We start from the raw sequence: 20,228 nt of genomic DNA, 5'->3' as shown, positions 1-20,228 counted from the left end.
GGTGTCGCCGTTCGGTGGGCTAGGGGCGTGTTAAGCGCACGGTGGCAGGGTTTCGGCAAAGGAGACCTGCCATGCCCGAGACCCGCCGCCTGACCAAGACGCAACGCATCGCCCGGGACACGCTGACCCGTAATCTTGTGTATCTCAACTCGGAAATCTGGCTGTCGGCGTCGCTGCGCGAGGACATTCCCGATGCGTGGCACACGCTGGAACAGGATGTGGATGTTCAGGAGCCGAAGGAGAAGGTGACGCTCTATCTTGACAAGTCGGTGGCGCGGTTTTACCGGGCGATGGGCAAGGGATACCAGGAGCGGATCAATCGGTTGCTCGCCACATGGGCGCAGATGAAGATCGCTGATGAATTGCGGATCGATGAATTGATCCGGGCACGGTTCGACGACGACATGATCGGGTAATCAGGCCCCTTGGTCAGACCCTGTAATCAGGCCTTATGCCAGCCATATTCCTCGGCATCATGAGAGGGCGTGCGCAGGCCGGACAGCCCCCAGGTCAGTAGACCGGTCATCAGCGGGAAGCCAAGGGAGAAGGTCATGTAGGTCACCAAACCCTGCCAGAAGGTTGCGTCCTGGAACAGCATCTGGATCGTTGCGACAATGATGCCGATGAAGCTTCCAACAAAAATCAGGATCAGGGCCATACTGGTTTTCTCCCATTGAACAATGTGCAGCAGACCAGCCTATTGGGGCGGAAATGTGGCGCGGATGCGGCATTCGCACGAAGCGCCCCCTGCGCCGGTCGTTTGTTGGGCCTTTCACCTGCTGCGCGAGCGTGGTCATATGCGGTGAAGCCCATGTGTTCGTTGTGCGCCGGGATGGTGGTTTGCGCCAAAACCCGACGCCCCGCGGATCGTGCGAGGGCAGGGATCATGTCGAGGGGACACGCAGATGAAGTTGATGCGCTTTGGGGATCGTGACGGGGCCAAGACGCCTTGTTTGTTGGATGGGGAGGGGCGCGCGCGCGATGCGTCCGCGATCGTCGGGGATTTCGGGCCGCACCGCCTGACACCCGAAGTGATCGCGACGCTGAAGGCAACGGACCCTGAGAGCTTGCCGGTGGCGGATGTGGCGGGCAAGCGCATTGCGCCGCCGGTGGCGCAGCCGAAGAATATCTATTGCATCGGGCTGAACTATTCGGATCACGCGGCGGAAGCGGGGCTTCCTGTGCCGCAGGAGCCGATCCTGTTCAACAAATCCTCGGGCACTTATTGCGGGCCGAATGACGACATCCTTTACAGCCCGAAAATGAGCAAGCTCGACTGGGAGGTCGAACTGGGCATCGTGATCGGAAAAGAGGCGCTGAATATCCCGAAAGACGCAGCACTCGATCACATCCTGGGCTTTACCGTGGTCAATGACGTGTCCGAGCGCGCCTGGCAGCAGGAGCGGGGCGGGCAATGGGCCAAGGGCAAGAGTTTTCCGAATTTCTGCCCCACGGGGCCGGTTCTGGTCAGCGGGGACGAACTGGGCGATGGCGGGGCGCTGGACATGTGGCTGGAGGTGAACGGCAAGCGGATGCAGACCGGGAACACCGACAGGATGATTTTCGATTGCGCGACCATCGTCAGTTACCTGAGCGAGTTCATCCGGCTGGAGCCGGGCGACCTGATCTGCACGGGGACACCGCCGGGGGTGGGCATGGGGCAGAGCCCGCAGGTCTGGCTCAAGCCGGGGGATGTGCTGCGCCTTGGGGTCGAGGGGCTTGGGGAACAGTCGCAGCAGGTGGTCGCGCTTGGTGACGAGAGCTGAACGCCTGCCGCGAGGCCGGGGGCGCGGCCCCCGGACCCCCCGGAGTATTTCTGGCAAAATGAAGGATGGGGCGGTTTGCACTGCGGTTGCGCCGGGTTTGCAAGCGGCGCAACATGGGGCGGATTTGTTGCGGGACAGGAAGAGTTCATGACCGAGTTGCCAGAGACGCCTTCGTTTTCCCTTGCGGGTCAGAGCGCGTTTGTGACCGGTGCCTCGTCGGGGATCGGGCAGGGGTGTGCGGCCGCGCTGGCCGCTGCGGGGGCGCATGTGGTCTGCGTGGCGCGTGGGGCGAAGAAACTGGACGAAACGGTGGCCGCGATCCAGGCGCGGGGGCAGTCGGCAGAGGCGCTGGTGTTGGACATCTGCGACCTTGGCGCCTTGGCGCAGGTCTTTGAGGCCCGGGCCTTTGACGTGGTGGTCAATTCGGCGGGAACGGCGCGGCATTCCCCCGCGATCGAGACCGCGCCGGTGGATTTTGACGCGGTGATGGGGCTCAACCTGCGCGCGGCCTATTTCCTGTCGGCCGAAGCGGCGAAGGCGATGATGCGTGAAGGTACGCCGGGGTCGATCATCCATATCAGCAGCCAGATGGGACATGTCGGGGGCATCGATCGCGCGGTCTATTGCGCCAGCAAGCACGGGCTGGAAGGCATGGTGAAGGCCATGGCGATCGAATGGGGGCCGGAGTGCATCCGCATCAACACGATCTGTCCGACCTTCATCCGCACGCCGTTGGGGGCGCAGACGCTGGGAGACCCCGCGCGGCGCCGGTGGGTGGAAGACAAGATCAAGCTGGGGCGTGTGGGTGAGGTCGAGGATATCATGGGGGCGGTGGTCTATCTTGCATCGCAGGCTTCGGCGCTTGTCACGGGAACGTCGATGATGATCGACGGGGGATGGACGGCGGATTGACGGGGTGCCGGGTGGTCCGGCGGACGTAGGCAGGAAAGGGCAAGGGATGACGGTTCCGGTTTTTGACGGGCACAACGATGCAGTTCTGCGGCTTTGGAAAGGGGGGGCACAGGATCTGGCGGCGCGTTTTGCGCGGTCTGAGGCCGGGCATATCGACCTTGAAAAGGCGCGTCGGGGCGGGATGAAGGGCGGGTTCTTTGCGCTGTTTGCGCCGCCGGAGGGGGAATTCGTGATGCCCACGTTCGAGCCGCCCTATGATGAGCCGTTGCCCGGTCCGCTGGAGCAAAGCGCGGCGTTGAAGATGATCGTCGAGCAGGCGGCGGTGCTGGTGGTGCTGGAGCGCGCCGGGGCGCTGAAGATTTGCCGGAGCCGGGGCGAGATCGAGGCGGCCATGGCCGCCGGGCAGATGGCGGTGCTCATGCATCTTGAGGGGGCGGAACCGATTGATGCCGACCTGTTGGCGCTGGATGTGCTCTATGCGGCGGGGTTGCGATCCTTGGGGCCGGTCTGGTCGCGGCCCAACATCTTTGGGCACGGCGTGCCGTTCCGCTATCCGTCCGACCCCGATACGGGGCCGGGACTGAGTGAGGCGGGCAAGCGGCTGGTAGGGCGGTGCGCGGAACTGGGTATGATCGTGGACACAAGCCACCTGACGTTCAAGGGGTTCCTTGATGTCGGCGAGGCGGGGGTGCCGTTGGTGGCGACGCATTCCAATGCCCACACGGTCAGCCCCGGTGCGCGCAACCTGACCGATGATCAACTGCGCATGATCGGGCAAACCGGCGGCATGGCGGGGTTGAATTTCGGCACCATGTTTCTGCGCGCGGATGGGCGGATGCAGGCGGAAGGATGCATGGATGCGGCCTTGCGCCATCTCGATCACATGATTGCGCTGGCAGGTGAGGACCATGTTGGACTGGGGTCGGATTTCGACGGAGCGCCGATGCCGGCGGAGCTGGCCTCTGCCGGGGAATTGCCGGTGCTGGTCGGAGCGATGCGCGCACATGGGTATGGCGAGGCCCTGATCGCCGGGATCACGCATCAGAACTGGCTGAACTTTATCGGTCGCACGCTGGGCTAGAGGCGTTTCCAGACTGGTCAAATAGAGGCGTGTCGTTCTTGCGTGGATGGCATGACGCGAGTGGTTTTGCGTAAAAAAAAAATTGTGTACAAATTGTATGCGAATCGCGTACACAAATTGTACACATGGCGCGCAGAGGGTGCGCTGAGGCCACATAAAAAGGGGGGATGCCATGAAGGACGAGGCCAGACAGCGCCGGAATCGGCTTTACGACCATCTCAAGATGTCCATCCTCACATTGCGGATCGCGCCCGGCAGTGATCTTGACGAGGCGGAGTTGTCCGCGGCGTTTGGCCTGTCGCGCACGCCGCTGCGCGAGGTGTTCCGCGAGATGGCGGGCGAGGGATATCTTGACCTGCGCACCAATCGCGGCGCGCGGGTGAGCGAAATGTCCTATACCACCTTGCGGGATTTCTTCTTGGCGGCGCCGATGATCTATGGGGCAATCCTGAGGTTGGCGGCGCTTAACGCGACGGCGGCGCAGGTCGAGGCGCTCAAGGGCGCGCAAGACGATTTTCGGGCCGCGCTGCGCAGCGGCAGCGGTGCCGACCGGGCGCTGTCCAACAATCGGTTTCACGAGATCACGGGGGTGATGGCGGGGAACGTGTACCTGTTGCCGTCGTTCAACCGGCTGCTGATTGATCACGCGCGCATCTCGATGACCTTCTATCGGCCAGGGGACACCAAGATGGTTGAAAACGTGTCCGAGGCAAGCGCGCATCATGATGAGATCATTGCCGCGATCGAGGCACGGGACGCAGAGCGTGCGGCGGCGTTGGCCGAGGCACATTGGAACCTGTCGCGCGGCCATATCGAGATGTTCGTGATGCCGGACGCGTTGACCATGCCGCTGGGAACGCTTCCCGGACAGGCCGTAGCAGGGGGATGACCATGACACCGATCTTCAGATTTGACGGGATCTACACGCCCGTTGTGACACCCTATCTGCCGGATGGAAACGTGAACTGGGACGCCTTGGCCGAGGTGATTGCATTCCTGCTGGATCATGGGGTGCACGGAATGATCTCGGGCGGGTCGACCGGGGAAAACTATGCCCAGACCGTGTCGGAAAGGGTCGAGATTGCGCGTTTCACCAAGGCGCAGATCAAGGGCCGGGTGCCGCTTGTCGTGGGGACCGGGGCGATGTTGACCGATGACTCGATTGCGCTGGCGCAGGCGGCACGCGAGATGGAGGCGGAAGCGATCCTTTTGGCGAGCCCGCCCTATGCGGTGCCAACGGACCGGGAAAATGCGCTGAATGCACTGGCCATCGACAAGGCAGCCAATCTGCCGGTGATGCTTTACAACTATCCGCATCGCACTGGGACCATGATGGGTGAAGAGTTCCTTGACCGGGTCGGGCGCAGCCGGAATTTTTGTGGGATCAAGGAAAGTTCGGGCGATATCAACCGGGTGCACCTTTTGGCTCGGGACTATCCGCATATCCAGCTGGGCTGTGGCATGGACGATCAGGCGTTGGAGTTCTTTGCCTGGGGCGCGCCGTTCTGGGTTTGCGGCGGGTCGAACTTCCTGCCTGCCGAGCATGTGGCGCTGTACCGGGCCTGTGTGGTTGAAGGGGACTTTGCCAAGGGGCGGCGGATCATGTCGGCGATGATGCCGCTGATGCGGGTGCTCGAACAGGGGGGCAAGTTCATCCAGACGATCAAGCACGGGGTAACGATGAACGGCATCCCGGCGGGCGAGGTACGTGCTCCGCTCAAGGGGCTGAACAAGGATGACAAACGCGCGCTGGAACAGGTGGTGCGGGTGCTGAAACGCACGATTGCCGATATTCAGACGGAGGGCTGAGACATGGGATTGCTGACACGGGATGAATATGGCGCGATTGCCGCCAATCTGAATTTTCCGACCGGGGCCTTCATTGATGGGAGCTTTCGCCCCGCGCAGTCGGGGGCGGTGTTTGAAACGGTGAACCCGGCGACAGGTGATAAGCTTGCCGAAGTGGCTGCCTGTGGCGCGCAGGACGTTGATTTCGCGACTGAAAAGGCGCGGGACGCCTTTGAGGATGGGCGCTGGTCGCGGCTGCATCCGTCCGAGCGCAAGGAGGTGCTGATCCGGTTGGCCAAGCTGATCGCGCGCAATGCGCGCGAGCTGGCGGTAATGGAGAGTTTGGACAGTGGCAAGACGATCTTTGATTGCGAAACCGTTGATCTGCCCGAAACAATTCATTGTCTGAAATGGCATGCCGAGGCGATTGACAAGATCTATGATCAGGTGTCGCCCGCGTCCGACGATCACATCGCCATGATCCTGCGTGAGCCGATTGGCGTGGTGGGGCTGGTGCTGCCGTGGAACTTCCCCTTGCTTATGCTGGCGTGGAAGATTGGACCGGCGCTGGCGGCGGGGTGTTCGGTGGTGGTGAAACCGGCCGAGGAAACGTCGCTGACGGCGTTGCGGGTGGCGGAGCTGGCGATGGAGGCCGGAGTGCCGCGCGGGGTGTTGAACGTAGTGCCGGGAAGCGGCCCGGAAGTGGGGGAACCCATCGGACGGCACATGGATATCGACATGGTGTCCTTTACCGGGTCGACCGAAACCGGAAAGCGGTTCCTCTCTTATGCGGCGGAAAGCAACGCCAAGGAAGTGGTGCTTGAGATGGGCGGTAAGAACCCCGCCGTGGTGCTGGAAGATGCCGAGAACCTTGACCGGGTGGCGCAGCATGTCGTCAACGGGGCATTCTGGAACATGGGGGAGAATTGTTCGGCGTCGTCACGGCTGATCGTGCATCGGGACGCGAAAAGTGAGCTGCTGGCGCGGATCGAAAGCCATATGCGCCACTGGAACGTGGGTGATCCGCTGGACCCGGAAACGCGGGTCGGGGCCTTGGTGAGCCGCGCGCATTTTGACAAGGTGTCCGGGTATCTGGCCGATGCGAAGAACATTCTGATCGGGGGCAAGGCAGAGAACGGTTTCGTGGAAGCGACCGTCGTTGAGGTACCGGACAATGCGGCGCGGCTGGCGCGGGAAGAAATTTTCGGCCCGGTTCTGAGCGTGATCGAAGTGAGCGGGTTCGACGAGGCCATCGCGATGGCCAATGACACCGAATACGGGCTCTGCGCGTCGATCTTCACCGCGAATGTCAAACGGGCTATTCGCGGTGCGCGGGCGTTGCGGGCGGGAACGGTCACGGTGAACAGCTTTGGCGAGGGGGATATCAGCACACCCTTTGGCGGGTTCGGGCAATCCGGGTTCGGGGGGCGGGACAACGGGCTGCACGCCCATGATCAATACACCCGGCTCAAGACCCTTTGGATCGATCTTGCGGATGATGAAGACGAGGCCGTGTCGTGACAACAATCACCGCGCGCTGCCTGCCACGGCAGCGGGGGCAGGCGGCGTGGAATGCCATTCTGGGTGAGCAACCGCCGGGCAGGGTGCTGGAGGCAGATCGCACGGCGGATGTCGTGATCATCGGGGCCGGATTTGCCGGATTGTCGGCGGCGCGGCGTTTGCAGCAGTTGGAGCCGACAGCGCGGGTGGTGGTGCTGGAGGCCGGGCGGCTGGCCGAGGGGGCTGCAGGGCGCAACTCGGGGTTTATGATCGACCTGCCACATGATCTCAGCAGTGAGGACTATGCTGGGGCGGGGGATGACCGCGCGGTAATCGCGATGAATCGCAAGGCGCAGGCTTTCGCGCGCGAGGCCGTGCAAGACTATGAAATCAAGCCGGATTTCTTTGATCCGGTTGGCAAGGTCAATGGCGCCGCCGGAGCGGCGGCGCATGCGCATAATCAAAGCTATGCCCGCCACTTGGCGTCGCTTGGCGAGGCGCACGAGATGCTGGACGCCGCTCAGATGCGCGAGATGACAGGCAGTGCGCATTACTTGTCTGGGCTTTATACGCCGGGGACGGTGATGCTGCAGCCTGCCGGTTACATTCGGGGCATGGGCGCGGGGTTGGCGCGTGAGGGTGTTGATATTTATGAGGAAAGCCCGGCGCTCGGGTTTGACAGGGCAGGCGCGGGTTGGCGGGTGACAACGCCGGGAGGGACGGTGTCGGCTGGGCGGGTCATCCTGTCGGTGAACGGGCATCTGGAAAGTTTCGGATTTGCCCGCAACCGTTTGATGCAGCTCTTTCTTTTCGCGGTGATGACGCCGGAGCTGGACACGGAACAACTCGCCCGGCTTGGTGGGGCGCCGCGCTGGGGCATCACCCCGTCCGACCCGATGGGCACAACCATGCGCCGGATAGACACCGGGCAGGGCGGCAACCGGATCGTGACCCGGACATGCGCGGTGTTGCGCCCCGGAATGCAAAGTCGAGCTGGTGACATGCTCCGGGCGGCGCGTGTGATGCAGCGTAAATTTGACGAGCGATTTCCGCAGCTTGCGGGGATGAGCATGGAATATGCCTGGGCCGGGCACCTGTGCCTGAGCCTGAATGGCGTGGCGGTGATGCGCGAGGTTGACGACGGTCTGTTCGCGGCCTGCGTGCAGAACGGGCTGGGCACGGCGCGGGGAACGCTGACCGGGATCGCGGCGGCGGAGCTGGCCTGTGGGGTACGCTCTGAAATCACGGATCACTTCACCGCCGAAGCCGCGCCGAAAAAGCTGCCGCCGCAACCGTTTCGTCAGATCGGGGCCAACGCGGTGTTGCGCTGGCGGGAATGGAAGGCGCGCGCCGAATAGGGCGGTAGGGGCGTCGGTATCACGTCGGTATCGTGTCGGTATTTCGCGATGATGACAGGCTTTTTGGGCACGGCACGAAAAGAAGCTCAGTTTTTGATTGCAGTTCCCCCCCGGAATGACCTTGATTGAGGCATGTCTGCACCGACTCTTATTCTGGAAGGCTCCGATAACGGGTCCGTTTTGCGTTTGGCCGGGCGGTACCTGACGCATTCGTTGGGCACCGTTGAAAAGGCGTTTGCCGATGTGGATGCCGGTGGGCGGTTCCTTGAGATCGACATGTCCGGGGTGGAAGTGGTCGACACGGGCGGGGCGTGGTTGATTGTCGAGTTGATGGCGCGCCTTGAGGCCGACGGGCTGAAGGTGACGTTGATCAATGCCGCGCCGTCCCATCTTGCGCTGATCGAGACCGTCCGGGAGGCCATTCCCGAAGAGCCCGGCGAAGAGGAACCCGAGCGCGGTCTTTTGGCATGGCTGGAACGTGTCGGTCGAGAGGTCGAGCGGGGCAAGAAGGGGACATTGTCGATCCTGAGTTTCTTCGGCGAGACGCTGGCCGCGCTGGCGCGGGCGGTGGTGATGCCATGGAAGATGCGCTGGGCACCTCTGGTGAGCCAGATGGATGATGTCGGGTTCAAGGCGGTGCCTATCGTGGCGCTGATGGGGTTCCTGATCGGGATTGTTCTGGCCTTTCAGGGTGCGACGCAGCTTCAGCAATTTGGTGCCGAAGTGTTCGTGGTCGAGCTGATTTCCATCTCGATCCTGCGGGAGCTGGGAATCCTGCTGACCGCGATCATCGTGGCGGGCCGTTCTGGGTCGGCCTTTACTGCCTCGGTCGGGTCGATGAAGGTGCAGGAAGAGATCGACGCGATGCGGACGTTGGGGCTCAACCCGATTGACGTGCTGGTCTTGCCGCGGGTTCTGGCGCTGCTGATCATGCTGCCGATCCTTGGCTTTGTGGCCAATATGTCTGGGCTGTTTGGCGGGGCGTTGATGAGCTGGCTGAACCTTAATGTCAGCCCCGGCATGTTCGTCACGCGCCTGCAGGAGACCACGAGTATCTGGCATCTGGGCGTGGGCATGATCAAGGCGCCGTTCTTTGCGCTGGTGATCGGGGTGATTGCCTGTTGGCAGGCGTTCCAGGTGCGCGGATCGTCCACCAGTGTGGGCCAGCGCACCACCGCTTCGGTGGTGCAGTCGATTTTCATGGTGATCGCGCTGGACGCGCTGTTTTCCGTGTTCTTTGCGAAAATGGGGGTGTGATGGACGGGCAACCCCACCCCGCCGCCACGGACGCGGCCAGTGATCGGGAAGCGGTCATCAAGGTACGCGGTCTGCGTAACCAGTTCGGTCGGCAGGTGGTGCATGACGGGTTGGACCTTGATGTGTGGCGTGGTGAGGTGCTGGGCGTGGTTGGCGGATCGGGAACCGGGAAATCCGTGCTGCTGCGCACCATCGTCGGGCTGAACAAACCCGCCGCCGGGAGCATCGAGGTGCTGGGGGTCGATGTGCTCAATGCATCCGAGGCGGAACGCCAGAGCGTCGAACAACGCTGGGGCGTGGCGTTTCAGGACGGGGCGCTGTTTTCCTCGCTGACCGTGTTGCAGAACGTCATGGCGCCGATGCGCGAACATCTCAGGATGAGCCGTGGGTTGATGAAGGCATTGGGCGAGTTGAAGATCAGCCTTGCCGGGTTGCCCCCTCTGGCTTGCGGCAAGTTTCCTTCGGAGCTTTCTGGCGGGATGCGCAAGCGGGCGGCGCTTGCGCGGGCGCTGGCGCTGGATCCCGAGATCGTTTTTCTCGATGAGCCCACGGCAGGACTCGACCCGATTGGCGCGGCAGCGTATGACGAATTGATTGGAGAATTGCAGCGGTCGCTGGGCTTGACCGTGTTCATGGTGACCCATGACCTTGATAGCCTTTATGCGATTTGTGACCGGATCGCGGTGCTAGCCGAGAAACGGGTTCTTGTCGAAGGGCCGATTGAGACGATGACCTCGGTGGATAACGCCTGGGTTCAGGAATATTTCACCGGCCCGCGCGCCCGCGCGGCGCAGGAAAAGGGCTTGAGGGGAAAGTAGGCGATGGAAACACGCGCGAATTATATCCTGATCGGGCTTTTTACCGTAGTGGGAATCGTGGGAGCTTTCGGCTTTCTTCTGTGGTTGGCCAAGATCGACGTGGAACGCCAGATCACCCATTACAACGTGCTTTTCGAGAATGTGGCGGGCCTGAGCTCGGCAGGGGATGTGCGTTACAATGGTTTGCCCGTGGGGCAGGTGGTGCATCTTGAACTTGACGATGTGGACCCCAGCAAGGTGCGGGTGCGGATCGAGATCGACGCGCAGACCCCGGTGCGCACGGACACGGTGGCGCAATTGCAGTCGCAGGGTGTTACGGGTGTCAGCTATGTGGCCTTGTCGGGGGGGTCTCCCGATGCGGAGCGGCTGGCGCGCAACGGGGTGATTGTGGCAAAGCCAAGCCCGCTGCAATCTGTGCTGGAGGGCGCGCCGGAGCTGTTGGAAAAGGCGATTGCGCTTTTGGAGGACGTGCAGTCGGTGGTTAGTGCGGACAACCGGCAGGCGGTGACGGATACGCTGAGCAACCTGTCTTCGGCCTCGGCAAGGTTGGACAAGGCGTTGCAGGATTTCGAGGTTTTGTCCGGCGATCTGGGCGGTGCGGCCAAGGCAATCGCGGGCTTTACCGACCGCTTGGATACGTTGTCGGATACGGCCGAAGTCACGCTTAAAGAAGCGACCGAGACGCTGGTCGAGGTGCGCGGTGCGGTGGACAATGCCGGGTCAGCCTTCGGGACGGCAGATGCGTTGATGCAGGGCGAATTGAAGGAATTCATCGAACGTGGGGCCGAGGCAGCCCGGTCGCTCGATACGATCGTGACGACGCTTGAGCCTTCGGTGGTTTCGGCTGTGCAGGCGGCGCAGGGGCTTATCGAAGAGCGATTGCCCGAGCTGATGGGCCAGTTGCAGGACACGGCGGCGGTTCTGGAAGAGCAGGTCGCAACGGTGGGGGACGATGCCAGCCGTCTGATGGCCCGCTATGAAGAGGTGGGGGCAGAGGTGCAGGCGCGCGTGGCGCAGGCGGAAACAGCGATCACGGCGTTCGAAGCAGCTTCTACCGAGGCGGCGTCGACGCTTGAGTCGGTGCGCAAGACGTCTGACACGGCCGGGGCGGTGATCGAGGGCGATCTGAAACCGTTGGCCAATGAAGCGACCGAAACGCTCGCTTCGGCGCGGGTTCTGACCGAAGAGAAGCTACCCGGCCTGATAGATCAGACGCAATTGACGCTGAGCACCGTGGAGCGCGAAGCGGTGGCCCTGTCGCAGGATGGGCAGGCGATGTTGGAGCAGGCAACGGCGCGTCTTGCTGAGACGCGGGAGACCCTGGTCGTGTTCAAGGAGGCCTTGCTGGAATCCGAGGGCATGATGGTCTCGGTCAGGGAAACCTCGGACAGTGTTGGCGAACTGGTGCGCGGGGATGGCGCGGCGCTGGTGGCGGATGCGCGGGCGGTGGCCCAAGAGGCGCGTTCGGCGATCGAGGGGATCAATGCTGCCGTGCAGGACGACCTGCCGGGCATCTTGGCGGATGTGCGCACGGCGACGGAAACAGCGACCCGCGTGATCGGTACGGTGGAGACCAGCGTCGGAGAACTGACCGGCAAGCTTGACGGTTTGAGCGATGAAGCCAGCGCAGCACTTGAGGTGGCCACGGAGGCGTTCACCAATGCCAATGACACGCTGGCCTCGATCACGACGGCGATGGACACGGCGACGGGCACGTTGGACACCGCCGAGCAGACCTTTGCATCGGTGAATACCCTGATCGATGAGGATGTTGACGTGATCATTGCCGATATCCGCCGGGCGGTGGACGCGTTCACGACAACCGTCACCGGGGTGTCGAGCGATTTCGACAAGGTGTCGGATGAAATTCTTGCGGCCTCGGAATCGGCGTCTGGCCTGATGGCCACGGTCGAGGGAATCGTGGAAGAAAACCGGCGGCCCGTGTCCGACTTCCTGCGGGTTGGCATGCCGCAGTTCGTAAGGTTCATCGAGGAATCCCGGCTTCTTGTCGCGAACCTTGATCGGCTCGCAAATCGGGTCGAACGCGATCCCGCACGCTTCTTGTTGGGTACACAGAATTCGGAGTTCCGCCGATGACACGGGCAATTCTTATCATGGCAGTGACAGGCGCGCTGGGTCTTTCGGGCTGTGCCGGGATCGGCACGCTCAACCGCGCGGCGACGCCATCGGACCTTTATGCGCTGACGCCAAAAAGCACTTTTGATTCCAACCTGCCGCGCCTGCGTCAGCAGATCATTGTCGAAGAGCCCACGGCCACTGCGGCGGTGGACACAGACCAAGTGGCGGTGATGCCCAATCCTCTGCAGGTCCAGTACCTGCCCAGGGTGCGCTGGGTCGATCGCGCTCCATTGATCGTGCAGGCGTTGTTGATCGAGAGTTTCGAGAATAGCGGCAAGGTGGCGGCGGTTGGCCGTTCGACCGTGGGGCTGCGACCGGACTATTCGATCGTGACCGATATTCGCGAGTTCCAGGCGACCCTGCCAGATGAGACGGTTGAAGACAGTCGGTTGGTGGTGGACGTGCGGCTCAATATCAAGATCGTGGACAGCTACAGCGATCACATCATCGCGTCGAGCTCGTTTGGCAAGCAACGGGTCGCGGCGAGTGACGAGATGATCGACATTGCCACGGCCTTTGACGGGGCGTTGGGGTCGGCGATGCGGGAAGCGGTGGAATGGAGCATTCGCAAGATTCACACCCATGCCGCGAACAATCCGCGACCGGCCTTGCCATGAGTGTCAGGTCCCGCTGCGCAGCAGGTCGATGAAAGCATCGAGCCGGGCGCGGGCGCGGGTGCTGCGAAAGGCGGTGTCGGGCCAGCTGAGCCAATAGCCGAAGTCCGTATCGAGCGCGGGGGTGTCCCGGGCGACAAGCTGACCTGTGTCCAGCAACGGACGCGCCAAGGGGCGGGAGCCCAGCAGCAGCCCTGCGCCGTGGGCGGCGGCAGTCAGCCCGTGTTCCATACTGTCAACGCTGAGCCGGGCCACGGGGGGCAGGGGGATGTTGACCCGCCTTGCCCAGTCGCGCCAACCGGGGCGTTCACCACGGGTTTCGATCAGCGGCAGTTCCGTCAGGGCGGTGGCGGTGTGCGCGGGGGCGCAGACCGGCACGAGGGTTTCGGCGCAGATCAGCGCGGCGTCGCGCCCCGGCCAGAGACCGCGCCCGAAGCGCAGGTGCAACGGGGTTTTCTCGCGTGCGAAATCCGAGCGTTGGGGCACCGAGGTCGTGCTCAGGTGGATGTCTGAATGGGCGCTCAGGAAGGCGGGGGCGACAGGGAGGACCAGCGCGTTCAGGTGCGACCCGACCCCAGCGATGCGAAAGTCGCGCGGGGCTTGTCCGAAAAGGTTCTCGGTGCTCAGTTCCAGCGCCTGAAGAGCGTCTTCGACCAGCGGCAAATATGCCTCGCCGGCGTAGGTCAGAGAAACCCCGCGCGCCGAACGCAGGAATAGGTCGCGTCCCAGCCAGGTTTCAAGGTTGCGGATACGCTGGCTTACGGCGGCCTGGGTCAGGCCGAATTCGCGTGCTGCGGCGCTGAACCCGCCAAGCCGGGCGGCGGACTCGAAAATGCGCAGCCAGTCGAGTGGCGGGAGGCCGGGTTTGCGGGATGGGTTGGGCATTAGAAAAACTGGGTCTCAGAGGTATCTTGTCGTCACTGGAGTTATGTCCTGTCCTGCCGCACACTGACAATGGAAAATGCCAGCGACGGAGCGGACAGATGGTCGACAAGGTTGAAGTGGGCGCAGAGGGACGGTTTTTGACCGTCGGTTTTGCGGACGGGTCAGAGGCGCGGTTTCACGCGGTCTGGTTGCGGGACAATGCGTTGGACCCGGCAACGCGCGATCCGGGCAACGGGCAGCGGTTGATCACGCTGGGGGACATTCCCGCGGAGACGCGGATTGCGTCGGCCTCGGGGGCGGGCGGCGTTGTGACGGTGCGCTTTGCGCCGGAGGACAAGGAGGTCGCGTTTCCTGCTGAATGGCTGGCGCGGCATGTCTATGACCGGGCGCAAGGCCGTGCGCCGGGATGGTGCGAAGAAGGTGTTACGGTTTGGGACGGCTCGACTGGGCAGGCGTATCGTGCGCCCTTGTCGGATTTGCAGGGGCGCGGCGCGGTGCTGGCCGATTGGCTGGGTGCAGCACGGGCCACGGGTTGTGCGCTTTCGACGGACGGGCCGGTTGAGAGCGGGGCATTGCTTGAGGTGGTCAAGCTGTTCGGCTATGTGCGCGAGACCAATTATGGCACCTGGTTTGAGGTGCGCACCGAGGTGAATCCGACAAACCTTGCCTTTACCGGGCTGGGTTTGCAGGGGCATACGGACAACCCCTATCGCGACCCGGTGCCGAGCCTGCAACTGCTCTATTGTCTTGAGAATTCAGCAGAAGGCGGCGAGTCGATCCTTGTCGATGGGTTCAACGTGGCGCAGAAACTGCGCGACGAGATGCCGGAGGGGTTCGACCTTCTGAGCCGCTACTGTGCGCGGTTCGAATATGCCGGAAGCGCGGGCGTGTGTCTGCGCACACGGTTGCCGATGATCGAGTTGACGCCGGATGGGGCGCTGCGAACCGTGCGGTTCAACAACCGCTCGTCGGCGCCGATCGTGGATGTACCGTTTGAGGATATGGAGACCTATTATGCTGCCTATCGCCGGTTCGGCGAATTGGTGGATGATCCGGCCAACCAGATCACGTTCAAGATGGTACCGGGGGATTGCGTGTTGTTTGACAACCGCCGCCTGTTGCATGCGCGCACAGGCTATAGCGGGTCCGGGTCGCGCTGGTTGCAGGGGTGTTACGCGGATATGGACGGGTTGCTGTCGACCTGGGCGGCGCTGCAGGGCAGCCAGAAGGAGGCGGCGGAATGAGTACGGTGCAGGACGATCTGAACGCGGATACCATCGTGGACTTCATCGCCGGCATATTCGAGCGACGGGGGGGCGAAGAATACCTTGGCGAACCGGTAACGATGGCCGAGCACATGTTGCAGGGGGCGACGATTGCCGAGCAGAACGGGATGCCGGACGAGATTGTGGTGGGCGCGTTGCTGCATGACATCGGGCATTTCACCAGCGAGTTTGGCACGTTCACGATGGACGATACCGAGGATCGGTATCACGAAGATGCGGGCGCGGCGGTGCTGGAGCGGTTCTTTCCGCCGGTGATCACCGAATGCGTGCGCTGTCACGTGGCGGCCAAACGGTATTTGTGCGCGACCAAGCCGGAGTATTTCAAGCGCCTGTCCGAGGCATCGGTGCATTCGCTGAACCTGCAAGGCGGGCCGATGAGCCCGGAGGAGGTCGCAGCCTTTGAAAAGAACCCCTACCTGAAGGAAATCATCCAGGTGCGGTATCTGGACGAGGCGGGCAAACGCGACGACATGGAGGCGCCGGGTTTTGCCCATTTCGCGGACCGCGTTCAGAAGATGGTCGACCTGCACATGCGCGGCTAGGGCATCATGTCCTGAAGCGCGTACCAGCCATAGGCGGCGGGCAGGGCCAGTCGCCGCCAGCTTCCCAGCTCAAAGCGGCGCAGGGGCTCGCGCATCAGGCCGGGCGTGGCGGGGCCGGTGCCGGTGATCTGGGCCGCGAGAAGCCGGCCTGCATAGCTGCCCATGGCCACGCCATTGCCGTGGTAACACATCGCCCCCCATGCGTTGTTCATGCCGGGAATCGGGCCTGCGAAGGGTGTGAGGCTGCGGGAGAGTGCAACGAGGCCGGACCAGAAATGCTCCGTTTCCACGTTTTGCCACGCCGGAAAGAAACGGTCGAAGTCGCCGCGCGCGCGGCGTTCCGTGTCGGCATGCATGGCCGGTGTGGCGCGGTAGGCGGCGCGCAGTCCAAAGAGCATCCGGTTTTCCGGCAGCAGGCGAAAATAATGCAGCAGGTGGCGGCTGTCATAGGCCATCTGCCGTGTGGTCCAGCCTTGGGCTTTCAGTTCGTCGTCCGACATCGGGCGGGTGACGATGATCGAGCTTTGCACGGGTAGCACACGCCCGGCGAGCCATGGCGGCAGGTTTTCAGAAGAATATCCGTTGGTGGCGACGATCAGGTTTCGCGCGGTGACTTCGCCGGTCTCGGTCGAGAGGCGATGTGCGCCGGTGGGGCCGGTGTCGATGGCGTTGACCGCGCTTTGTCCAAAGATGCGCACGCCGGCGGCCATGGCGGCCCGCGCCAACCCGGTGACGTATTTCATCGGGTTGAGCGCAAAGCCGATGGGGACGGTCAGGGCGCCGTGGAATTCAGGGCTGTTGAAGCCGTGCTCGGGCAGGGCTTCGGCGGGCAGGTATTCTGCCTCGACCCCGAGCGTGTCGCGGATATGGGCGACCTCGCCCGCAAGCGCCTTGCCACGTCGGGGCGTGTGGGCGAGCAGGGTTTCCCCTTTGGAATGGGTGTCGGCGTCGATACCGTGGCGCTCCAGCAGGGCAGCAACATGATCGACGGAGTCGCGTTCGGCGGTGGCATAGGCCAGGGCGTCTTCGGCGCCGTGGCGTTTGACCAGCGTTTTTGCCTTGGCCTTGGCGCCGCCCAGACAGCAGAATCCACCATTGCGCCCCGAGGCGCCCCAGCCGGGTTGGTTTGCATCGAGCACGACCACGTCCTGTCCGGCCTCGGCCAGCGCCAGCGCCGCGTTGAGCCCGGTATACCCCGCGCCGATGATGACCGTGTCGCAGCGCACCGCCCCGTGAAGGGCGGCGCAATCCATGGCCGGAACGGTTGTCCGCCAGAAGCTGTTGGCGATGGGGGCGGGGCCATAAGCCATGTCTTCGTAAAGACGCGCGCCCTTCGAGGTATTCGTCATCAGTCGCCTGCCATCTTCTCTTCCATCTGGCGGCGTTTCACCGCGCGTTTTGTGACCAGCGAGGCCGAGATCGTGCCCACCGCGACAATCAGGATCAGGATGGTCGAGAGCGCGTTGATCTCGGGGCTGACGCCGAGGCGCACGGATGAGAAGATTTTGATCGGCAGGGTTGTCGAGCTGGGCCCGGCCACGAAGGAGGCGATCACGAGGTCATCGAGTGACAGGGTCAGCGCCAGCAGCCAGCCCGAGATTACCGCAGGTGCAATAATCGGCAGGGTGACGAGGCGGAAGGCTTCGAAGGCCGAACAGCCGAGATCAAGCGCGGCCTCTTCCAGTGACTTGTCGAAGCTGACAAGGCGGGAGCTGACCACGACCGAGACGTAACACATCGAGAAGGTCGCGTGGGCGAGCACGATGGTGATCATGCCGCGATCCAGACCAATCGAGATGAAGAGCAGCAGGAGCGACAGACCGGTGATGACTTCGGGCATCACCAGGGGTGCATAGATCATGCCAGAAAACAGCGTGCGCCCGAAGAACCGGCCGCCGCGCACCAGCACGTAGGCCGCCATCGTGCCCAGAACGGTCGCGATGGTCGAAGACGCGACGCCGACCTTGAGCGTCACGAGAGCCGCGTCAAGGAACGCCTGGTTCTGCAGCAGTTCGCCGTACCACTTGGTCGAGAACCCGGCCCAGACGGTGACAAGGCGGCTTTCGTTGAAGCTGTAGATGATCAGGATGACCATCGGCAGGTAAAGGAAGGCAAAGCCCAGCGTCAGCGAGGTGGTGTTGAACCATGTCAGACGTCTCATTGTTCCGCCTCCATCATTTTCTGCTGGTTGCGCTGGTACATCACGATCGGGATGATCAGGATCAGAAGGAGCACGACAGCCACGGCGCTGGCGACGGGCCAGTCGCGGTTGGCGAAGAATTCCTCGTAGAGCACTTTACCGATCATCAGGGTCCGCGAGCCGCCCAAAAGCGAGGGGATCACGAATTCACCCAAGGCGGGGATGAAGACGAGGAAACAGCCCGCAATCACACCCGGTTTGGCCAGTGGCAGGGTGACAAGCCAGAAAGACGAGGTGCGTGAGCAACCAAGGTCAACGGCGGCCTCGTTCAAGGAGGGGTCGAGCTTTTCCAGCGTGGCGTAGATCGGCAGGATCATGAACGGGCAGTAGGTGTAGATGATACCTATATAGACCGCCCAGTTGGTGTTGAGGATGATCAGCGGATCGGAAATGATGCCGATCCCCATCAGGAACTGGTTGAGAAAACCCTCTTGAGACAGGATGCCCATCCATGCGTAGACGCGGATCAGGAAGCTGGTCCAGAAGGGCAGGATGACCAGCATCATCAGCGTGGGGCGCCATTCGTCCGGCGCGTTGGCCATGCCATAGGCAATGGGGAAGCTGACCAGCAGGGTCAGAGCGGTGGCAAAGACGGCAATCTTGAGGCTGGAGAGGTAGGCTTTCCAATAAAGATCGTCCTCGGTCAGGAAGACGTAGTTTTCAAAGTCCAGCGCGGACAGGAACGCCTTGAACCCGGCCCAGCCTTCGGTGAGGTCGAGCGTGGGCGTGTAAGGCGGGATCGAGATCGCGTAGTCCGACAGCGAAATTTTGAACACGATGCCGAAGGGCACGAGGAACAGGATAAAAAGCCAGAGATACGGGACCGATATCAGTGAGAAGCGGCGGAAATTCATGTCAGCCCCCTCACTTGTCCAGCACGATGCCGGCGGTCTCGGTCCAGCTTAGCCAGACGTCGTCTTCCCAGGTCAGTTCGCGACGCGACAGGCGGCGATTATTGGCGGTCTGTGCCTTGACGCGGGTACCATTGGCCAAAAGCACGCTGTAGGTCGAAAGGTTTCCGAGATAGGCGATGTCTTCGATCTTGCCCTGAATCGCGTTGGTGCGATCGGTGGGTTTTTCCTTGGAAATGGTGACTTTCTCGGGGCGGATGGCAAAGGTGCAGCGGGCTTCGACGTCCGGCGCATGCGGGCATTCGGCCACCAGAGGCGGCTGACCTTCGGCCCAGTGCAGGATGGTTTTGCCATCGCCGCGCGGGCTGGCGTTGCCCTCGATCAGGTTTACGTCACCAATGAAGTCGGCCACGTAGACCGAGTTCGGGGTCTCGTAGATGCGCGCCGGGGTGTCGACCTGAATCAGAAGGCCTTCGTCCATCACGGCGATGCGGGACGCGACGGTCATGGCCTCTTCCTGATCGTGGGTCACGATCACGAAGGTGGTGCCGGTCTTTTCCTGAATGTCCATCAGTTCGAACTGCGTATCCTGACGCAGTTTCTTGTCGAGCGCGCCGAGCGGTTCGTCGAGCAGGAGAAGCTTGGGCGCCTTGGCCAGTGAACGGGCCAGCGCCACGCGCTGACGCTGGCCGCCGGAAATCTGGTGCGGCTTGCGGCGGGCGAACTTGTCGAGGCGGACCAACTTGACCATTTCCTCGACGCGGGCCTCGATCTGGTCCTTGGGCAGCTTGTCGCGGCGCAGACCAAAGGCGATGTTGTCCCAGACCGAGAGGTGCGGGAACAGCGCATAGCTCTGGAACATCATGTTCACGGCGCGCTTGTTGGGGGGGACATTGGCCATGTCCTGACCGTCGATCAGGATCTTGCCCATGGTCGGCGTCTCGAACCCGCCCAGCATCCGCATCAGCGTGGTCTTGCCGCAGCCTGATGGGCCCAGAAGGGCAAAGAATTCACGTTCGTAGATGTCGATGCTGATGTTGTCGATGGCGGTGAAATCGCCAAACTTCTTTGTGACATTCTGAAAGGAGATCAGCGGCTTGGCCTTGGCATCCTCCCAGGGTGCGAAAGCGGCGGTGGGCGCCGGTTGGTTCATGTCATTCCCTCCGTGTCGGTGCGTCCGGCATCGTGCTGTCCGGTATCGCGATGTTTCTGGCTGCGCGCGGTCGGGACC

Annotated in this window: 20 protein-coding genes; 14 read left to right on the top strand and 6 right to left on the bottom strand. The window is 62.6% G+C overall.

From position 1 onward, the window contains the following. Positions 1–71: 71 nt before the first annotated feature. The gene (locus tag BMZ35_RS00775; RefSeq protein WP_093090047.1) at positions 72–416 is read left to right on the top strand and encodes a BrnA antitoxin family protein; all 345 of its coding nucleotides are present in this window, start codon (positions 72–74) and stop codon (positions 414–416) included. A 26-nt stretch (positions 417–442) separates the two neighbouring features. On the opposite strand, the gene BMZ35_RS00770 is transcribed toward BMZ35_RS00775, so the two are convergent. Next, positions 443–658: a hypothetical protein gene (locus BMZ35_RS00770; RefSeq protein WP_093090046.1), complete on the bottom strand. Its 216-nt coding sequence runs from the start codon at positions 656–658 to the stop codon at positions 443–445. A gap of 247 nt (positions 659–905) precedes the next feature. Between BMZ35_RS00770 and BMZ35_RS00765 the strand changes: the two genes are divergently transcribed. The 11 genes from BMZ35_RS00765 to BMZ35_RS00715 all read left to right on the top strand — a co-directional run bounded on the left by BMZ35_RS00765 (position 906) and on the right by BMZ35_RS00715 (position 13,236). Further along, entirely contained in the window at positions 906–1,766 is an 861-nt protein-coding gene (locus BMZ35_RS00765) for a fumarylacetoacetate hydrolase family protein (RefSeq protein ID WP_093090045.1), read from the top strand. A gap of 147 nt (positions 1,767–1,913) precedes the next feature. Continuing rightward, a complete protein-coding gene (locus BMZ35_RS00760; RefSeq protein ID WP_093092433.1) occupies positions 1,914–2,678 on the top strand; it encodes an SDR family NAD(P)-dependent oxidoreductase in 765 nt (254 codons plus the stop codon). A 46-nt stretch (positions 2,679–2,724) separates the two neighbouring features. Beyond that, entirely contained in the window at positions 2,725–3,759 is a 1,035-nt protein-coding gene (locus BMZ35_RS00755) for a dipeptidase (RefSeq protein ID WP_093090044.1), read from the top strand. A 172-nt stretch (positions 3,760–3,931) separates the two neighbouring features. Continuing rightward, positions 3,932–4,648 carry a GntR family transcriptional regulator gene (locus BMZ35_RS00750; protein ID WP_093090043.1) on the top strand — a complete coding sequence of 239 codons (717 nt, stop codon included), beginning with the start codon at positions 3,932–3,934 and terminating at the stop codon, positions 4,646–4,648. 2 nt (positions 4,649–4,650) lie between these two features. Next, positions 4,651–5,568, top strand: coding sequence for a dihydrodipicolinate synthase family protein (locus BMZ35_RS00745; protein ID WP_093092431.1), 918 nt, complete (start codon positions 4,651–4,653; stop codon positions 5,566–5,568). Between the two features lie 3 nt (positions 5,569–5,571). Next, positions 5,572–7,068 (top strand): aldehyde dehydrogenase, encoded by a 1,497-nt coding sequence (locus BMZ35_RS00740; RefSeq protein WP_093090042.1) that lies wholly within the window; start codon positions 5,572–5,574, stop codon positions 7,066–7,068. After that, a complete protein-coding gene (locus BMZ35_RS00735) occupies positions 7,065–8,405 on the top strand; it encodes an NAD(P)/FAD-dependent oxidoreductase (RefSeq protein WP_093090041.1) in 1,341 nt (446 codons plus the stop codon). Before BMZ35_RS00740 ends, BMZ35_RS00735 begins: the two co-directional genes overlap by 4 nt. A 132-nt stretch (positions 8,406–8,537) precedes the next feature. Beyond that, positions 8,538–9,662: an ABC transporter permease gene (locus BMZ35_RS00730; RefSeq protein WP_093090040.1), complete on the top strand. Its 1,125-nt coding sequence runs from the start codon at positions 8,538–8,540 to the stop codon at positions 9,660–9,662. Further along, complete coding sequence (locus tag BMZ35_RS00725) at positions 9,662–10,480, top strand: ABC transporter ATP-binding protein (RefSeq protein ID WP_093090039.1); 819 nt, start codon at positions 9,662–9,664, stop codon at positions 10,478–10,480. The genes BMZ35_RS00730 and BMZ35_RS00725 overlap by 1 nt, the downstream gene beginning before the upstream one ends. 3 nt (positions 10,481–10,483) lie before the next feature. Beyond that, entirely contained in the window at positions 10,484–12,577 is a 2,094-nt protein-coding gene (locus BMZ35_RS00720) for an MCE family protein (protein WP_093090038.1), read from the top strand. Beyond that, positions 12,574–13,236 (top strand): ABC-type transport auxiliary lipoprotein family protein, encoded by a 663-nt coding sequence (locus BMZ35_RS00715; protein ID WP_242654665.1) that lies wholly within the window; start codon positions 12,574–12,576, stop codon positions 13,234–13,236. Before BMZ35_RS00720 ends, BMZ35_RS00715 begins: the two co-directional genes overlap by 4 nt. Before the next feature lie 3 nt (positions 13,237–13,239). On the opposite strand, the gene BMZ35_RS00710 is transcribed toward BMZ35_RS00715, so the two are convergent. Next, positions 13,240–14,118: a LysR family transcriptional regulator gene (locus BMZ35_RS00710; protein ID WP_093090037.1), complete on the bottom strand. Its 879-nt coding sequence runs from the start codon at positions 14,116–14,118 to the stop codon at positions 13,240–13,242. 98 nt (positions 14,119–14,216) lie between these two features. Between BMZ35_RS00710 and tmpA the strand changes: the two genes are divergently transcribed. Both tmpA and tmpB read left to right on the top strand, forming a co-directional pair. After that, the gene (gene tmpA, locus BMZ35_RS00705; RefSeq protein WP_093090036.1) at positions 14,217–15,362 is read left to right on the top strand and encodes a 2-trimethylaminoethylphosphonate dioxygenase; all 1,146 of its coding nucleotides are present in this window, start codon (positions 14,217–14,219) and stop codon (positions 15,360–15,362) included. Continuing rightward, positions 15,359–15,946, top strand: coding sequence for a (R)-1-hydroxy-2-trimethylaminoethylphosphonate oxygenase (gene tmpB, locus BMZ35_RS00700; protein ID WP_093090035.1), 588 nt, complete (start codon positions 15,359–15,361; stop codon positions 15,944–15,946). The genes tmpA and tmpB overlap by 4 nt, the downstream gene beginning before the upstream one ends. On the opposite strand, the gene BMZ35_RS00695 is transcribed toward tmpB, so the two are convergent. From BMZ35_RS00695 to BMZ35_RS00680, 4 genes are read right to left on the bottom strand one after another with little or no spacing between them, the layout of a single operon-like run. Continuing rightward, positions 15,943–17,295 carry an NAD(P)/FAD-dependent oxidoreductase gene (locus BMZ35_RS00695; protein WP_093090034.1) on the bottom strand — a complete coding sequence of 451 codons (1,353 nt, stop codon included), beginning with the start codon at positions 17,293–17,295 and terminating at the stop codon, positions 15,943–15,945. The genes tmpB and BMZ35_RS00695 overlap by 4 nt on opposite strands. Beyond that, the gene (locus tag BMZ35_RS00690; RefSeq protein ID WP_093090033.1) at positions 17,295–18,107 is read right to left on the bottom strand and encodes an ABC transporter permease; all 813 of its coding nucleotides are present in this window, start codon (positions 18,105–18,107) and stop codon (positions 17,295–17,297) included. Before BMZ35_RS00690 ends, BMZ35_RS00695 begins: the two co-directional genes overlap by 1 nt. Then, entirely contained in the window at positions 18,104–19,000 is an 897-nt protein-coding gene (locus BMZ35_RS00685; RefSeq protein WP_093090032.1) for an ABC transporter permease subunit, read from the bottom strand. The genes BMZ35_RS00690 and BMZ35_RS00685 overlap by 4 nt, the downstream gene beginning before the upstream one ends. Before the next feature lie 10 nt (positions 19,001–19,010). Next, positions 19,011–20,150 carry an ABC transporter ATP-binding protein gene (locus tag BMZ35_RS00680; protein ID WP_093090031.1) on the bottom strand — a complete coding sequence of 380 codons (1,140 nt, stop codon included), beginning with the start codon at positions 20,148–20,150 and terminating at the stop codon, positions 19,011–19,013. Positions 20,151–20,228: the final 78 nt, after the last annotated feature.

The sequence above is a fragment of the Shimia aestuarii genome, assembly GCF_900114635.1.
Classification (GTDB): domain Bacteria; phylum Pseudomonadota; class Alphaproteobacteria; order Rhodobacterales; family Rhodobacteraceae; genus Shimia; species Shimia aestuarii.
This window is presented reverse-complemented; position numbering and strand designations above follow the sequence as displayed.

What these genes read in the sequence shown, in the direction of transcription:
- BMZ35_RS00775 (WP_093090047.1), top strand. Translation starts at nt 72, where the DNA reads ATGCCCGAGACCCGCCGCCTGACCAAGACGCAACGCATCGCCCGGGAC.
- BMZ35_RS00770 (WP_093090046.1), bottom strand. Translation starts at nt 658, where the DNA reads ATGGCCCTGATCCTGATTTTTGTTGGAAGCTTCATCGGCATCATTGTC.
- BMZ35_RS00765 (WP_093090045.1), top strand. Translation starts at nt 906, where the DNA reads ATGAAGTTGATGCGCTTTGGGGATCGTGACGGGGCCAAGACGCCTTGT.
- BMZ35_RS00760 (WP_093092433.1), top strand. Translation starts at nt 1,914, where the DNA reads ATGACCGAGTTGCCAGAGACGCCTTCGTTTTCCCTTGCGGGTCAGAGC.
- BMZ35_RS00755 (WP_093090044.1), top strand. Translation starts at nt 2,725, where the DNA reads ATGACGGTTCCGGTTTTTGACGGGCACAACGATGCAGTTCTGCGGCTT.
- BMZ35_RS00750 (WP_093090043.1), top strand. Translation starts at nt 3,932, where the DNA reads ATGAAGGACGAGGCCAGACAGCGCCGGAATCGGCTTTACGACCATCTC.
- BMZ35_RS00745 (WP_093092431.1), top strand. Translation starts at nt 4,651, where the DNA reads ATGACACCGATCTTCAGATTTGACGGGATCTACACGCCCGTTGTGACA.
- BMZ35_RS00740 (WP_093090042.1), top strand. Translation starts at nt 5,572, where the DNA reads ATGGGATTGCTGACACGGGATGAATATGGCGCGATTGCCGCCAATCTG.
- BMZ35_RS00730 (WP_093090040.1), top strand. Translation starts at nt 8,538, where the DNA reads ATGTCTGCACCGACTCTTATTCTGGAAGGCTCCGATAACGGGTCCGTT.
- BMZ35_RS00725 (WP_093090039.1), top strand. Translation starts at nt 9,662, where the DNA reads ATGGACGGGCAACCCCACCCCGCCGCCACGGACGCGGCCAGTGATCGG.
- BMZ35_RS00720 (WP_093090038.1), top strand. Translation starts at nt 10,484, where the DNA reads ATGGAAACACGCGCGAATTATATCCTGATCGGGCTTTTTACCGTAGTG.
- BMZ35_RS00715 (WP_242654665.1), top strand. Translation starts at nt 12,574, where the DNA reads ATGACACGGGCAATTCTTATCATGGCAGTGACAGGCGCGCTGGGTCTT.
- BMZ35_RS00710 (WP_093090037.1), bottom strand. Translation starts at nt 14,118, where the DNA reads ATGCCCAACCCATCCCGCAAACCCGGCCTCCCGCCACTCGACTGGCTG.
- tmpA (WP_093090036.1), top strand. Translation starts at nt 14,217, where the DNA reads ATGGTCGACAAGGTTGAAGTGGGCGCAGAGGGACGGTTTTTGACCGTC.
- tmpB (WP_093090035.1), top strand. Translation starts at nt 15,359, where the DNA reads ATGAGTACGGTGCAGGACGATCTGAACGCGGATACCATCGTGGACTTC.
- BMZ35_RS00695 (WP_093090034.1), bottom strand. Translation starts at nt 17,295, where the DNA reads ATGACGAATACCTCGAAGGGCGCGCGTCTTTACGAAGACATGGCTTAT.
- BMZ35_RS00690 (WP_093090033.1), bottom strand. Translation starts at nt 18,107, where the DNA reads ATGAGACGTCTGACATGGTTCAACACCACCTCGCTGACGCTGGGCTTT.
- BMZ35_RS00685 (WP_093090032.1), bottom strand. Translation starts at nt 19,000, where the DNA reads ATGAATTTCCGCCGCTTCTCACTGATATCGGTCCCGTATCTCTGGCTT.
- BMZ35_RS00680 (WP_093090031.1), bottom strand. Translation starts at nt 20,150, where the DNA reads ATGAACCAACCGGCGCCCACCGCCGCTTTCGCACCCTGGGAGGATGCC.